Here is a 13,382-nt window from a genome sequence, read left to right on the forward strand (position 1 = left end):
TGACGATATCGTACCACAATCACCCCGATTTTGAAAAATAGGACCATGCTCATCTTTTTTGGCAAAGGATGTATAAAACGGACTTATGGGGGAATGCTTTAACTATCGACATCAAATGAATGTCGTAGACAACCGCGGAAAGCTTACGTTTCCCCATAAGCTCTTCGTCCGGTTTCTCCTCTCCCATGAAAGGGGCTCTCGAAAGAGGGCCCCGATTTTATTGCTTAAATCCTAAATACGAACCTTCGTGCCTTCTTCCTTACTAAAGCTGAAACGACTGCTGCACTAAAATAACCCCACAAAGTGGAGCCTATGCTTCGATGCTTATTCCAAATACTTTGCGGGGACCCCCAAAAAAACTTATAAATTCTATACTGCCAAAAAAGCCGGCTATGAGGCCGGCCTGCATTGTCAAACTGAAAATGCATTGATTTTTAGAGTAGTTTGCAAACCATTTTGAAATTCCCGGGAGCGGCCTTAAAGCCCAACAAATCTCGGTTGATGCGGAGCATGGGAACGTTCATTGAATCGTTATGCGTTCTCAGATAAGTTACATTGGAGGTACGCGCGGTCCGAATGGCCAGCATTTTTAACGCTAGACCGAGCCGTTGACGCCGGTATTCCGGCAGGACGCCGGTATATTGATGGTACATCGCCTGGGTCTGCTCGTTCTGCTGCAGGGTGACGACACCGACGTAACTTTCGCCGTCTTTAGCGATATGTATGTACTCCGGCCTCACACCCGGAATGTCAATATTCCATTTTCGCCACTCTTCGAACCAAGGGAAATCCTCGTTGAATCCCGGGATATCCAGATGGGTTACCCGATACAGCTCATGGAGCTTCCGTTCGTTTTCCTCACCCGGCTCATCCGCCAGTGTAATGAACCGAATACCCGACTGCTCGGCTGCACGGATGCTCTGGAACAATTCCTCGTTTGTAAAAGCAGAAAGATTCAGCACGGATTCAAAGATGTGCCGTTCCTGCTGGTAACCCCGCCGCTGCGCAAACTCCAGCGAGGTTTCATCGTTATCCTTCATAAAACAGACCAAGCGAGAAGCCTTGACCTTCTGAGCCCATAAGCGAACTTCATTAGACAAGGCTCTGCCGGCTCCACGGCCGCGTTCATCCGGATGAACAACTAGGGTGAGATTCAAATGGCCCGGTTCAGTCCAAGGGGCACGCCAAGCAATCGCATATCCAATGACCTCTCTTTGTTCATTCTCCGCCACCCACTTCGGTCGATCCCAGCCCATCAGTTGACCGTCATCGTTATAATGCAGTTGGCCCGGCGGGATACTATTTTCTTCATCCTGGAGCTGTTTGGCTGTTATTGGTTCCGACAAGATCAGATTGAGCAGCGAAGCGACTGCCGGGTAATCTTCATTGCGCAACGGGCGAATCGTATAGTTAGACAAAATTAGATTTCCCCCAAATGAATAGAATTGGCTTTCGTCCTTATTATCTCATCCCTCGGTATACCTTTTGAGGTAGAGTTTGGGTATATTTTTTTATTCCCGCCGAAAAAATCAAAAACTTTTTCACACAAATGCGTAAAAGCATGATAGTATAAAAGCATGGCAGCATTAAAGTTGATCTGCCGACAAATTAAATTATGGAGGTGTAAAGAATGGCGACAATCATTCTGTACATGGCTTATTTGCTTGTTCCGGTGCTTAGCTTTTTGTTTATGTTCAAACTGCTCGACAACAATAATAAGAGAACACGGTATTCTGTCTACTATGCGTCCCTGATGTCGGCATTCTGCCTCATCGTGTTTTTGACGGGACCGCAAATTTCATAATTTCATATCGAACTTACCAGGGGCTGGATATCCAGCCCCTTTATTTATGTTTGTCAAGATATAACAAGGAATGTTCCTTGCGAAAGTGGAATTATATATTCCTGACCATACGGATATCCCGAGGTGATTTCTAATGCAATTTCCGGACGCGAAACAATCAGCGGACTGCGGAATTCATGGACTATCGGTTGGATATGGAGGGCGACGACAAGGAATATTATGTTTCATGGGGTGATTCGGGGTCGGTAATTTCTTCATCCGCAAAGAAGATCCGCTTTTCCTCGATTTTTCAAAAGTACTCTACACATGGGATTGTTTGTGAAAAGGCAGTTGATGCGAAATGATGATTCATATGACTTACCGTTCAGGCGATTATAAAGTGAAGGGCTATCTATCCCTTCCTTACGGTTATAAGCTTGATCTGAATGAGCTGCAGGCACATGTGAGACAGCTTTACGGCGGTGCGGACATGCCGATGACAGCCATTTCCAGCAATATCATCCAAGAACAAAAGGATGTGTGCGAACAAAAATGGCCTGTCCTGATTTATTGCCGTGGCGGCATCGGCAGAGTCGGGCAGGTTAAAACCGAATGGCTGGAGCGGTTCTCCCGGTGCGGGTATATCGTCTTTGCCCCCGTGTACCGCGGAACAGAGGGCGGGGAAGGCCGGGATCAGTTCGGTGGCGCAGACATGGAGGATGTCCCCGCAGCTTGCCGACTGCTTGCGGCCCTTCCATTCGTCGATCCATCACGCATCGCGGCGATGGGGTTTTCCCGCGGCTCCATCAACGCTGCCTTCGCGGCTGCTGAAACCGGGTGGATCTCGCAGCTTGTTCTTTGGGGCGGGGTTTCCGATCTCGCGAAGACGTATAAGGAACGGGTGGACTTGAGGCGGATGCTGAAGCGGGTCGTCGGTAATCCCAATAAAAACCCGGGGGCGTATGCAGAGCGTTCCCCCATCCATATGGCCGAGCGAATCCGCTGTCCGGTGCTCATCATCCACGGCAGTGAAGATGAACAAGTATATTCCAGCCACGGTCTGGGGATGTATCGCCGCTTGAAGGAGCTTGGAAAAGAGGCCGACCTCCATTGGTATGAAGGGTATGGCCACCACATGCCGCCCGAAATGCATATGCAGGCGATTGAAAGGATGTTTGCGTGGATCCGCGAACATGAACCTTAGGTTCGGCGAAAATATTTTCGGCTTTCACCAAAAAAATGGCAGACCGCAGGGCTCGCGGAAACTGCCATTTTTGTATAATGCCCAACATAATGAATCCGGATCTTGCCTGCCGCTGCTGATTTAGTTCCTTCTACATGCCGATCCCGATCTATTTCCTGACCGAAACGCGATTGATGAAGACGGAATTCAAATGGTATATCCATGCACTCTTAACGTTTCGCGAAGCTCTGACGCCATAAGCCGATAACCTTCCGCATGTGGATGAAGTTCATCATCCGATAACCCATCGCGAAGCGTTAATCCATCCTCAGCCGTCATATGCCGGTGGAAATCGGCATACATGCACCCATATGTCGCGGCCGTTTCACGGAGCTTGGCGTTTATGCGGACGATGCATTCATTGCGAATGCCATTCACTTCGCTTTGTGTTCGATTCGTCGGCAAAATAGAGCACAGCACAAGCGACTGTCCCCGCTGCTTGCATCGCTCTGCCATCTCGCCAATGTTTTGAACGACATGCTCTTCGATTTCTTCAGGGGCCCACAAATCCCTTTTTTGCACATAAGCGGGGTCCATCTTGAATAAGTCGTTGACGCCGATCAACATCACGATATGGTTCGGCTTCAACTGCAGCGCATCCGCCTCCAGCCGCTTGTTCAGGAACATGCAGGTATCCCCGCCCGCACCGCGGTTGATCATGGCTCCTTTCGCGGAAGAAAAGAAGGCCCCAAGCTCCCACAAATTAATGATCGAATCGCCGATAAACAGGTAATCGATAGGCGTTTTCTCCGCGATCAGACATTCGTTTTTGCAGTCGTATTCCATCCTTCTCTGGTCCGCTGCCGCCTGCAGGGGCGAAAATAATCCTGGCTTGATCATATCCACTCTTGACATCCAATCACCTTCCCGGGAATTTGCTGTAAGCAAGACCTTAACGCTGCCCGTAAAATTCATGCGGCCATTCCAGCTCAACCCCAGCTTCGCGAAGAATCTGCTGAAAATCGTGCAGTGCCTGATCGTTCTCCCTTACCTCAGCGGGCTTTAACCCATGCCTGATGCAATATGCCGCAAGCTCTCCACATGATTCGCCGATATTCCATTCCGTTGGATGAAGGCGGTAGCACCCATTCGTAATATGCGTGGTCCCGATATTTTTATTGCCTGCCAGCACATTGTCCATATCCATCGGAATCAAGGCTCCAAGAGGAATGTGATACGGAAGCGCCGGGATATCGACGTAAGGGACGCCGGTGAAGCTGGGGTGCAGATCGATGCTGTAGGCGCCGACGCCGACCCGGTCCTCGTATTTCTTGCCGGATTTCTCGGAACGGCACGCCGGCGATACTTCTTGCTCCGTAATCGTATACAATGCCTTGATCCGTCTGGACTCCCGGATATATGGAGCTTTGGCCAGGCCTGTCTCCGTTCCCATTACATCGCCGCGCAACCGCAGTCCCGGATACCCTTTTCCGCCGTCGGGCCTTGGCGCTTCCGTCTGCAGCCAATAGACCAGCGAAAGACTGAGCTGCTGCGAACCGTAAAGATGTTTTTCCTTTTCTTCCTTCGACACCCCGTAAATATTGCCGATGAAATAATCGTTTTGCGGCCAATTAAGCAGAGTGATGTCATTTGCATCCTTCGCGTCGTATTGCTCTTTGGCATAGATCCGGCGGTACTTCCAGAGCGAAAACTTGTCGCCATCCTCGAATATGGCGTATTCCCTCGGCTGCATATTTACAGGATTCGGGCCGATGAGACTCAACATTTTACCAGGCCAGTGAGGAGGCTGATATTCTTTCCAGAATTCATACATTTCGGGCTTTGGAATAACATGGTCTCCGGTTTCGTCATATTCAAGGGAAAGCACATAAGTAAAACCCTGAATATTATTCGGATCGGCTTCATCCGCAGCATGTGCCTCGCCTGTCACGGAGCGGCTTTCCGAACCGGTGACGTAGTCCATCGAAGCAAGCGGGAGGATATCTCCCGTTTCCGTCGCATCGATGAAATAACGCCCCTCTACTTTCAACCGCCTACCGGTTTTTAAAGACAGCAGTTCGGCGCTTTGAAGCGATCTCCCGGTTCGTTCCACGGATACCGCCACGGTCTCAAGCAGAAGAGTCAGCCTTCCCGTCAGCAAATGAGGAGCCAGCATTTCATTCAATACATGCAGCGATACCCTGGGATCATGAGCAATTCTGCTGACAGTAGCTGCTCCCGGGTTAAAGAACTCGCTCCGCGCAGAGATTGCAACAGGCATGTTTGCCAAATAAAAAGAGCGGATAGCATTGCGATATTGACGATATCTGGCCGTACAGCCGAACTCTTCGATCCAGGCATGCTCGTCCGGAGGAACCGCCTGCGAAGTGCTTTGCCCGCCGATCCAGTCCGTCTCTTCCGTCATCAATACCTTCAACCCTTTGGAACAAGCAGCCGCAGCAGCTGCGCAGCCACCCAGTCCTCCCCCGAAAATGATCAAATCAAACATGTTTTCTCCAGCTCCCTTCCCTCTTCATTTCGTCTTACAGCATTTAAGATATGTCTGGGCAGCAGCATGCAGTATGGCAGTATGTTAGAATCATTTTTTGTTACCGTTTTCAAATCAATCTGCAAGCCTGCAGTTCCCCTTCTAAGTACGGGGGATGAAAAGCCGTCCCCTTTGGCACAATAAGTCCGTGTATATCAAAGATGTTATGGGTATTATATGGCCTTTTGGAGGAAAAGTACACTTGTTTGTCGAAAAAAGAATAAATTCTCCAGATTTCATAAATTCCCTCGCGTCCTCAAAACCACTTTTACGAAAAACAGCCGGGCGCCATCATCTAGTAATACGCACACGCCAGCTCAAGCATCTTCAGGAAATAAAGTTTAAAAAAATGTAACGACATTTTGTCATAATTGTCATAAATAGCGTATCTATTCCATTCTTGTTGATGTTCTGATAGACTTCATTTGTATCATGTTTTATAAGGAAGGGGGATGAAGTTGCTGCCCAAAGCATCTTTTAAGATTATTGGCATGATGATTGCGGCGTGCTTCCTGCTGACTTCCTGTTTGCAGCATCCTGAGTCAGTCAAGATGAATGTAGCGCAGAAAAAAGCTGAGTGGCCCAATAGCGAAGTCACACGCGAGAGTGTGCAGCTGGCTCTGGAAGACGCGTCAGGCGATGGCGTGATCGGCATTAAGCGAGCCAAAGATATCCAGCTCCAAGGGGCAAACAACAAAACGGTTACGGTAGACCTGAAACATGAAAGCAAAGATCCGGACCGATTGATGAAAGAAGCTTCGGAGACGCTTATTCATTACAGTAAAATCCTGCTGAAAAACAAAGGCATAGGTACGGTGGAAATTTGCATGTTCGGCAATCCGGACCCTTACGGAGGCAAATCCGTCAGTAAAGAAACGGTAAGAATCGCAATTAACCGCGAGGACTTGCAAAAGGGGCAGGATGCATGGAAATCGCCTGTGGAAAATTACGTCACCATTTTCAGGCATGCAAGTTGGTACAAAATCCACCCGCGCCTGTATAAACATCTTCTTCACAAAGAGCAATTAAAAACGAGAGATTATCTAAAATAACGGATGCGTCAAAAACCGGCGCGTCCGTTATTTTTGTTGTCGTGCCTCGGTTATCCCGGCGGTCATCATGGCGGCCACGGCACGGACATGAAGGACCTGAAAGTATCGCCGGCGCAGGCCTCGGCTCGGCCAACCAAAATCCGTATTTTTTCGTTCGCTGTAACGTTTTCATTTACATATTATTGTAATGATCCCTGTTTTATCGCATATGATCTTTACGTACCCTCATGTTGGCATCGATTTTAAACGGAGGTGTGTTGGATGAAGCTAAGAAGCGTCGATAATACCATCGTCGCCTTGATCGGTATCTGGTTTATTATTGCACCTTGGATCACGGGCTACTCTGATGACAAAGGAGCATTATGGACGAGTGTCGTTGTCGGCGCCGTTCAGTTAATTGCTTCGCTGTGGGCTTTCTCCGGATCCGGATGGGGTTCCTGGCAAAACTGGATTTCGCTGCTTGCAGGCGTCTGGTTTATAGTCTTTCCGTTTGTATATACCGTAGAATCCAACGTGATGTGGAGCAGCATCATTCTCGGCGGGGTAACCGTTCTCCTCAATTTGATCACCCTGTCTGCCAAGGATTAACGATCAGACCTTTTCCCAAGGCCTGAGGCAGATTGTTGTTTAGCCAACAGAGGCGTCCATTCTCCTGTTTTTCCCGCTCAAGATTCACAGAAAAAAAACGCAGATCCTGCTTCATGCCGCCGGGATCTGCGCTTTTTTCTGTTTATCAAATCCGCCGCCTGCCCTCCAGAAGGCGCGTGATCAGAGGTCATGCAGTTTGAGGAGGACCTGCGGTCTATTGGAGTATCAAATCGATTAACACCAGAAAGAACGCAAGATAATAACCAGCAAAATAAAGAGAACCAAAATGGCACCCGTAGAAGCGAAAGGATTGCAGTAACCTACTCCGCCAACAACTCCGCTCATTCCATTCCCTCCTTCCATGTAACATACTCTAAGTTATGTGGATTTCGGGACATTTGGCATAGACTCTTCCCCATTTCAGTTTGGAAATACGCCTATTTTTACTGGTAATCGCCGTCCTAAGCGTCCTTCTTACCAATGACGGCCGCCGTATATTTGGATAAAATGGCGCCAAGCGTGCCGATATCCAGCTGGTCATCCGCCTTCCAATCCGTACTGATTCCCACATGGTCAACCAGCCACTGTCTTCCCGCTTCTTTCCATGCGGGCACATTGGGCTGGGGACCGGTTCCTTGTGAATTGTATGCAGCCATCAGCTCCGCCTCGCTTCCCTTAAATTCGTCAAGGTCCACATTCCCGCTGATTCCGGCAACACGGCCTTTGTTCGTGTACTGGATAAATTCCCAGGAATTCCAACCGCCTATATTGGCCGGCGTCCCGCTGTTATAGTAGGCATACCATAACGGCGTGCTGCCAAACGTATTGTCGAGCGAAGTGTCTATGAAGTTTGGAAAGGTATATACCATCAGCGTCCGGCCTGTCCGCTGCTTGAATTGGGCAATCCACTCACGAACAATTGCCGAAATATTCGTCTTTGATCCGCCTTCTTTTGTTTCGATATCCAAAACTAGCGGCAGTTTGAACGAAGACATTCCTCCAGCGCTCTCTACCGTCTGCACAAAATGCTCCAGCTCCGTTTTTACATCCTCAGGCTTTTGAGCACGCGTCAAATGATACGCACCAACAAGCAAACCGGCTGATCTGGCGCCTTGAGCGTTTGCCCGAAACCGGTCATCGACCAGCTTCGCTCCTTCCGTTGCTTTGATGAATGCAAAGGAATATCCCGCTTGTTTGACTTGCTTCCAGTCAATGATCCCCTGCCAGTGCGAAACATCGATCCCTTTGGCATGATTGCCGCTTCGGCTTTGCACAGCAACACCTCCCTTGCTTTATCCAAGCTTATAACCATGGAGCTCTTTATATATTTATGTATGTGCATGATCTTTCTGCATGGACTTTTTACCGGGCGAAGCGAAAATATGTCCGCGCCCCGACTTCCCCTCCAACATCTGCGGCAAAGAAAAAGAAGCCCTGCAAACAACGGCTTCTTTTCTACGCAAACGGATCATTTTTCATTATTATTCGAATTAACAATGGAACGTCTCCTTTGAGCGTCCACGTTGGTCAATCAAGCCGGCATCCCCCTGCTCCCGGTATTTTCTCATCCATACCTTCAAGCGGCCGATGTCGGCGATTCCGAGCGCTTCGGCTACTTCCTTTTTGGTCATTCCTTGAAGACGCATGTCAACAGCCTTCTTCTTGGTATCCCAACTATAGGAGCAGAAAGTCTGTCCTTTTTTGGCCATCCATATCACCTCAACTACTTTATCGGCGAATGGCCTTTACTTTTTCATCCTATTTCATTTATTTGATGCCAAAGACCCTTGTTTATTGTTTCATATAAATAATTATTCCTCATAGAAAAAGAACATTTAGTCTGATAGATACAAAAAATGGATCAAGGCAGCAGATATCCTTTTGCTACCGCATCATGAATCAACCCGGAGACAAGCTCGTACATATCCGGGAGTTCTGTCTCCAGGAAACGGAGGTTCGCGTTCTAATTATACATAAAATGCCATCGCTAATTCTCCGTGTTATAATGGAACAAAACATCTGCTGGATGTATGTCCGGAAAGCTTCAGGCCATATTAACGGAATTTGCGATTTATCGGAGGTTTGGTATGGGAAAATTTTTGGGATTCTTTTTGTTATGGAGGCTGCTTGGCAACCCTTTTCTAGCCATTTTGGTTATACTCATCATCATCTACTTGCTGGACCGGCGTTTTGTCGGCATATTCCCAAGCTTGACCAAACCGTTTAAACGGATGGGGCAAATCTCCAAATTGCGCAGCGAAATCAGTATGAGTCCGAGCAACGTGTCCGCTAAACATGAACTTGCCAGGCTGCTCATCGAACGCAAACATAATGCGGAAGCGCTGAAGCTGCTGGAGTCGATCGAAACCCAGTCGGGGGATTCAGCCGAATTCTGGGATGACCTGGGAACCGTGTATTTGAGACAAGGGAATATCCAAAAAGGTGAAGCCTGCATACTCAAAGCTTTGGACATCAATCCCCGGGTCAAATACGGACAACCCTATTTGCGTCTGGCCGAGGTTCACAAACATAAGGACCGCGCCAAAGCCGTAGATTATGTGCATCGCTTCCAGGAAATCCAATCATCTTCCTGCGAAGGGTATTATCTGCTTGGCATGATGTACAAGGCGCTTGACCGTAAGGATGACGCCAGGGCCGCATTTCAGGAATCGATTGATATTTACCGTTCCCTTCCCAAATACAAGAAACGCCAGGAACGGAAATGGGCCGTGCTCAGCATGATAAAAAAACTGCAATAGCTAACAAAAACAGACCCGCACCCGGGTCTGTTTTTGCAATCAAGCGAGCGGATAATAACCGAGCCTGTTGAGCTGCTCCGCAATTACCTTATAACCTCTTCCGTTGGGATGCAGATGATCTAATGACAGCAGCTCATTTTCCCGTCCGTAAAATGCCGGGAAGATATCGGCCGCCGCATAATTCCTGCCCCAAAATCCGCTGATATACCGGTTATATTGCTGTACCCACTGGGTTGCGGCATCCACCCGCGGGTACGGGTTGTAAAGACCTACTGCACGAATGATATATGGATATCTGCTGCTGGATTTAATTTGGTTAAGCTGCTGCATAATCCCCGAAAAATTGGATTGGCATGATGATAGGGCCCTATTAAAATGCTGAATCGGGTTATTCGCGGGCACGCTTTTCGCGGCCCGGATCAAATCATTGCCACCGATCGAAATGGTAATGATCTGCGCTTCCTTCAGAGAATGACGCAGCTGGGGACTGCGCATTATATTTTCATATAACTCAGAAGAGGTCAGCCCATTGATTCCCCTGTTTTCATAAGACACGAATTCACCGATTCTCCGCTCCGCCATTCCCCGGTACACCGGCACAAATCCGTTGCCCGGCATGGCGCCAAAACCGACGGTCAGGGAGTCCCCAATCGCCGTATATGGAACCACCACGTTCTTCGCCTCCTCTCACTTTCCTTACTGATCCATAGCAGTGTATGAATTCATCCGAAAATATGAAAGGGACAAAACTCAGGGGTAACTCCAGACAAGCCGGAAAACGCGCTTTTGCCCAAAATGCAAGGGTTATCCTACCTGAATGGAAGAAGCCAGAAGGTTACGAACACCCTCTGACTTCAGAGTACAGCGGCTGCTTATTCTTTAATGCGTTTGCCAAGCAGGATTAATAGCCAGATCATGCCTACGCCTACAATCGTATGTCCCAGACCTGCTGCATGATTTAAGCCAACGAGCTCAAGTCCTTTAATTTGACCAATACCGCGGGCAATCATCGTCGAGATGGTCAGCAGAAGTCCGATGTTATAGACCCAGTACCATGCTTTAAATGATTTCGCTTTATGAACGTCGAACAGTTTACCTAATATTAATACAATTAAGAAGAAAATAAATCCGAGCACAAGAATATGCGTATGCACGCCTCTCAACAGCGTTTGACCATCAAAATCATTCATTTTCGTAAATTCACGGTAAAACACGCCTGCTGCTAATCCAAGTATGGCATAAATCATCGATGTCCATTGCATTAATTTCATTTTCATCAACTACCACCCCTTTTTTATCTATTTCATCTTAGCTTACCGGAGGAATATGAACAGAAGATGTACAAAATATTACAACACAGCAACCAATGCAAAATAACCCCACAAAGTGGAGCCTATGCTTCGATGCTTATTCCAAATACTTTGCGGGGACCCCCAAAAAAACTTATAAATTCTATACTGCCAAAAAAAAACCGGCTCCCGCAGGAAGCCGGCCGTATAGGCTGCGATTACCGGACAAACAGCATAGGCACTACTTCTCCTCCTCTTCATCCGCTACCTCATATACGCAGCGGAATCGTTCCGTTCCCGGATATTGCTCACCCAAGCTATGTATAACAAAACCGAGATTGCGGTAAAATTGGGCCGCGTCCTCGTCGGTTTCGGCGATGACTCTTTCCGGATTTTCTTGGGTCATAACCTCCAAAATCATTCCTCTGCCATAACCTAAACCGCGGTTTTCGGGAATCACTGAAATATGATGCAAAACAATGTCGTTTCCCGCCTTCTCATATCCGATCATGCCTACCAGCAGTTCCCCGTCTTCGTAGCCGTACAGCTGCCAAGCATTATTGCTTTCGTAAGCCTGCACCGCCTTCTCAACCGAACGGTCATCCGGAAACACCGCATAGGAAAACAGCTCGGCCACCTCCGGCCTGCGTATGTAGGATTTAATATTCAACAGCATCTTATAACCTCCATGTCATTTAGTTATTCTCATGCTTTCCGTTCCGTTACTTTAACCTGCCTTATGAAAAATTTCAACTTTTATCAGGCCCAATTCTGAAATTATTTCTTGACATTTACGAGGTAGCCGCTACGGTTACGGATCGATCTGCCGATATTGAGCCTTTTTCAAACTCATTGATTCCAGGCATGAATGATATGCCAACGTGGCATTGAAAACAGTTTACATATAGGCGTACACTTGATTAAGAAAGAAAAATGCTATGTTTTCATATTTTTTCACGGAAAGAGGCTTTACATCATGAGTTATATCCAGCACGGGACGTCAGCTTTCCGCAAAACAAGCCTAGCCTTGTTCGCGGGGGGTTTTAACACGTTTGCTATTCTTTATTATACTCAGCCGCTGCTGCCTGAGTTCTCCAAGGAGTTCGGCATTCCGCCGGTAACAGCCAGCCTGTCGCTATCGCTCACGACGCTGGTTCTGGCCTTCAGCATGATTATTGTCGGCTCGCTCAGCGAATCCTGGGGACGCAAGCCGATTATGGCTTCCGCAATGGTTACCGCATCCATTCTGACGCTGATCACCGCCTTCGCCCCTAACTTTCATACGTTGCTTGTATTCCGAATCATTCTGGGTGCCGTATTGGCCGGGCTTCCCGCCATTGCCATGGCTTATCTCGGCGAAGAAATTGCTCCGTCCAGCCTGGGCGCAGTAATGGGGCTGTATATTAGCGGCAACTCCATCGGCGGCATGGGCGGACGGGTGATCACCGGCATTTTCACCGATTTGTGGAACTGGCGTATCGCTGTTGCCGTCATCGGGTTGCTTGGACTGATCTTCAGTGTATTTTTCGTGATTTTACTGCCGCCATCCCGCCATTTCCATGCGCGTCCATTGCGCTTTAAATCTCTGCTGCACTCGCTGGGCAGCCAGTTTAAAGATCCGGGAATGGTGATTTTGTTTACACTTGGATTTTTGCTTATGGGCAGCTTTGTGACGCTGTACAACTATATTGGATACCAACTGATTGCGCCCCCTTATTCCTTGAGCCAAACCGTCGTCGGCTTTATTTTCATCGTATATATTGCGGGGACCTTCAGTTCCACATGGATGGGGAAAATGGCTGATACGCATGGAAGACCTTTGATGCTAGGGATCGGACTTTTGGTCTTCCTCTCCGGCGCATTGCTGACGTTAAGTCCGCTGCTTGCTGTCAAAATTGCCGGTATCATCATTTTCACGTTCGGGTTCTTCGGTGCCCACTCCATCGCCAGCTCTTGGATCGGCATCAGGGCTACGCATGATAAAGCCCAGGCTTCTTCGCTGTACCTTTTCTTTTATTATGGAGGTTCCAGCATCGGAGGTACTTTGGGCGGAACGTTCTGGGGCATGTACGGCTGGAACGGCGTGATCGGCCTCATCGCCAGCTTCTTGGTCGTCGCGCTGATGCTGTCCTTGCTGCTGGCCCGGCTTAATCATCAAAAAGCGGTTGCGTGAACGCAGG

15 protein-coding genes and 1 pseudogene are annotated in these 13,382 nt (G+C 48.3%); 7 read left to right on the top strand and 9 right to left on the bottom strand.

The window, feature by feature from the left end:
* Nucleotides 1-434: 434 nt before the first annotated feature.
* Nucleotides 435-1,418 (bottom strand): GNAT family N-acetyltransferase, encoded by a 984-nt coding sequence (locus L6442_RS22780; RefSeq protein WP_212978804.1) that lies wholly within the window; start codon nucleotides 1,416-1,418, stop codon nucleotides 435-437.
* Nucleotides 1,419-1,630: 212 nt separating this feature from the next.
* On the opposite strand from L6442_RS22780, the gene L6442_RS22785 reads away from it, so the two are divergent.
* From L6442_RS22785 to L6442_RS22795, 3 genes and pseudogenes are all read left to right on the top strand, one after another.
* Nucleotides 1,631-1,804: a hypothetical protein gene (locus tag L6442_RS22785; protein WP_194231070.1), complete on the top strand. Its 174-nt coding sequence runs from the start codon at nucleotides 1,631-1,633 to the stop codon at nucleotides 1,802-1,804.
* A 250-nt stretch (nucleotides 1,805-2,054) separates the two neighbouring features.
* A pseudogene (locus L6442_RS22790) lies at nucleotides 2,055-2,126 on the top strand (hypothetical protein); the annotation flags it as partial.
* An 18-nt stretch (nucleotides 2,127-2,144) separates the two neighbouring features.
* On the top strand, nucleotides 2,145-2,987 hold the full coding sequence (locus L6442_RS22795) for an alpha/beta hydrolase family protein (protein ID WP_212978805.1): 843 nt from the start codon (nucleotides 2,145-2,147) through the stop codon (nucleotides 2,985-2,987).
* Nucleotides 2,988-3,173: 186 nt separating this feature from the next.
* On the opposite strand, the gene L6442_RS22800 is transcribed toward L6442_RS22795, so the two are convergent.
* The gene (locus tag L6442_RS22800; protein ID WP_212978806.1) at nucleotides 3,174-3,881 is read right to left on the bottom strand and encodes an SGNH/GDSL hydrolase family protein; all 708 of its coding nucleotides are present in this window, start codon (nucleotides 3,879-3,881) and stop codon (nucleotides 3,174-3,176) included.
* Between the two features lie 37 nt (nucleotides 3,882-3,918).
* A complete protein-coding gene (locus L6442_RS22805; RefSeq protein WP_212978807.1) occupies nucleotides 3,919-5,475 on the bottom strand; it encodes an FAD-dependent oxidoreductase in 1,557 nt (518 codons plus the stop codon).
* 491 nt (nucleotides 5,476-5,966) lie between these two features.
* On the opposite strand from L6442_RS22805, the gene L6442_RS22810 reads away from it, so the two are divergent.
* Both L6442_RS22810 and L6442_RS22815 read left to right on the top strand, forming a co-directional pair.
* Complete coding sequence (locus tag L6442_RS22810) at nucleotides 5,967-6,566, top strand: hypothetical protein (protein WP_237100049.1); 600 nt, start codon at nucleotides 5,967-5,969, stop codon at nucleotides 6,564-6,566.
* Between the two features lie 261 nt (nucleotides 6,567-6,827).
* Complete coding sequence (locus tag L6442_RS22815; protein ID WP_194231076.1) at nucleotides 6,828-7,154, top strand: SPW repeat protein; 327 nt, start codon at nucleotides 6,828-6,830, stop codon at nucleotides 7,152-7,154.
* A 234-nt stretch (nucleotides 7,155-7,388) separates the two neighbouring features.
* Here the strand turns inward: L6442_RS22815 and L6442_RS22820 are convergent, their stop codons facing one another.
* The 3 genes from L6442_RS22820 to L6442_RS22830 all read right to left on the bottom strand — a co-directional run bounded on the left by L6442_RS22820 (nucleotide 7,389) and on the right by L6442_RS22830 (nucleotide 8,863).
* Nucleotides 7,389-7,499, bottom strand: coding sequence for a YjcZ family sporulation protein (locus tag L6442_RS22820; RefSeq protein ID WP_212978809.1), 111 nt, complete (start codon nucleotides 7,497-7,499; stop codon nucleotides 7,389-7,391).
* 116 nt (nucleotides 7,500-7,615) lie between these two features.
* Nucleotides 7,616-8,428 carry a glycoside hydrolase family 25 protein gene (locus tag L6442_RS22825; RefSeq protein ID WP_212978810.1) on the bottom strand — a complete coding sequence of 271 codons (813 nt, stop codon included), beginning with the start codon at nucleotides 8,426-8,428 and terminating at the stop codon, nucleotides 7,616-7,618.
* A gap of 216 nt (nucleotides 8,429-8,644) precedes the next feature.
* Nucleotides 8,645-8,863, bottom strand: a complete 219-nt coding sequence (locus L6442_RS22830) for a helix-turn-helix domain-containing protein (protein ID WP_194231078.1) — start codon at nucleotides 8,861-8,863, stop codon at nucleotides 8,645-8,647.
* 378 nt (nucleotides 8,864-9,241) lie between these two features.
* Between L6442_RS22830 and L6442_RS22835 the strand changes: the two genes are divergently transcribed.
* Complete coding sequence (locus tag L6442_RS22835; protein WP_212978811.1) at nucleotides 9,242-9,913, top strand: tetratricopeptide repeat protein; 672 nt, start codon at nucleotides 9,242-9,244, stop codon at nucleotides 9,911-9,913.
* A 39-nt stretch (nucleotides 9,914-9,952) separates the two neighbouring features.
* On the opposite strand, the gene L6442_RS22840 is transcribed toward L6442_RS22835, so the two are convergent.
* From L6442_RS22840 to L6442_RS22850, 3 genes are all read right to left on the bottom strand, one after another.
* Nucleotides 9,953-10,585, bottom strand: coding sequence for a GDSL-type esterase/lipase family protein (locus tag L6442_RS22840; RefSeq protein ID WP_212978812.1), 633 nt, complete (start codon nucleotides 10,583-10,585; stop codon nucleotides 9,953-9,955).
* Between the two features lie 200 nt (nucleotides 10,586-10,785).
* On the bottom strand, nucleotides 10,786-11,184 hold the full coding sequence (locus L6442_RS22845) for a DUF2871 domain-containing protein (protein ID WP_212978865.1): 399 nt from the start codon (nucleotides 11,182-11,184) through the stop codon (nucleotides 10,786-10,788).
* A gap of 259 nt (nucleotides 11,185-11,443) precedes the next feature.
* Nucleotides 11,444-11,878, bottom strand: coding sequence for a GNAT family N-acetyltransferase (locus L6442_RS22850; protein WP_212978813.1), 435 nt, complete (start codon nucleotides 11,876-11,878; stop codon nucleotides 11,444-11,446).
* A 300-nt stretch (nucleotides 11,879-12,178) separates the two neighbouring features.
* On the opposite strand from L6442_RS22850, the gene L6442_RS22855 reads away from it, so the two are divergent.
* Nucleotides 12,179-13,375, top strand: coding sequence for an MFS transporter (locus tag L6442_RS22855; protein ID WP_212978814.1), 1,197 nt, complete (start codon nucleotides 12,179-12,181; stop codon nucleotides 13,373-13,375).
* Nucleotides 13,376-13,382 lie beyond the last annotated feature (7 nt).

The organism is Paenibacillus azoreducens (assembly GCF_021654775.1).
GTDB classification, from domain to species: Bacteria; Bacillota; Bacilli; order Paenibacillales; family Paenibacillaceae; genus Paenibacillus_AQ; species Paenibacillus_AQ azoreducens.

What these genes read in the sequence shown, in the direction of transcription:
- L6442_RS22830 (WP_194231078.1), bottom strand. Translation starts at nt 8,863, where the DNA reads ATGGCCAAAAAAGGACAGACTTTCTGCTCCTATAGTTGGGATACCAAG.
- L6442_RS22800 (WP_212978806.1), bottom strand. Translation starts at nt 3,881, where the DNA reads ATGTCAAGAGTGGATATGATCAAGCCAGGATTATTTTCGCCCCTGCAG.
- L6442_RS22785 (WP_194231070.1), top strand. Translation starts at nt 1,631, where the DNA reads ATGGCGACAATCATTCTGTACATGGCTTATTTGCTTGTTCCGGTGCTT.
- L6442_RS22855 (WP_212978814.1), top strand. Translation starts at nt 12,179, where the DNA reads ATGAGTTATATCCAGCACGGGACGTCAGCTTTCCGCAAAACAAGCCTA.
- L6442_RS22835 (WP_212978811.1), top strand. Translation starts at nt 9,242, where the DNA reads ATGGGAAAATTTTTGGGATTCTTTTTGTTATGGAGGCTGCTTGGCAAC.
- L6442_RS22795 (WP_212978805.1), top strand. Translation starts at nt 2,145, where the DNA reads ATGATGATTCATATGACTTACCGTTCAGGCGATTATAAAGTGAAGGGC.
- L6442_RS22850 (WP_212978813.1), bottom strand. Translation starts at nt 11,878, where the DNA reads ATGCTGTTGAATATTAAATCCTACATACGCAGGCCGGAGGTGGCCGAG.
- L6442_RS22810 (WP_237100049.1), top strand. Translation starts at nt 5,967, where the DNA reads ATGAAGTTGCTGCCCAAAGCATCTTTTAAGATTATTGGCATGATGATT.
- L6442_RS22820 (WP_212978809.1), bottom strand. Translation starts at nt 7,499, where the DNA reads ATGAGCGGAGTTGTTGGCGGAGTAGGTTACTGCAATCCTTTCGCTTCT.
- L6442_RS22815 (WP_194231076.1), top strand. Translation starts at nt 6,828, where the DNA reads ATGAAGCTAAGAAGCGTCGATAATACCATCGTCGCCTTGATCGGTATC.
- L6442_RS22805 (WP_212978807.1), bottom strand. Translation starts at nt 5,475, where the DNA reads ATGTTTGATTTGATCATTTTCGGGGGAGGACTGGGTGGCTGCGCAGCT.
- L6442_RS22845 (WP_212978865.1), bottom strand. Translation starts at nt 11,184, where the DNA reads ATGAAATTAATGCAATGGACATCGATGATTTATGCCATACTTGGATTA.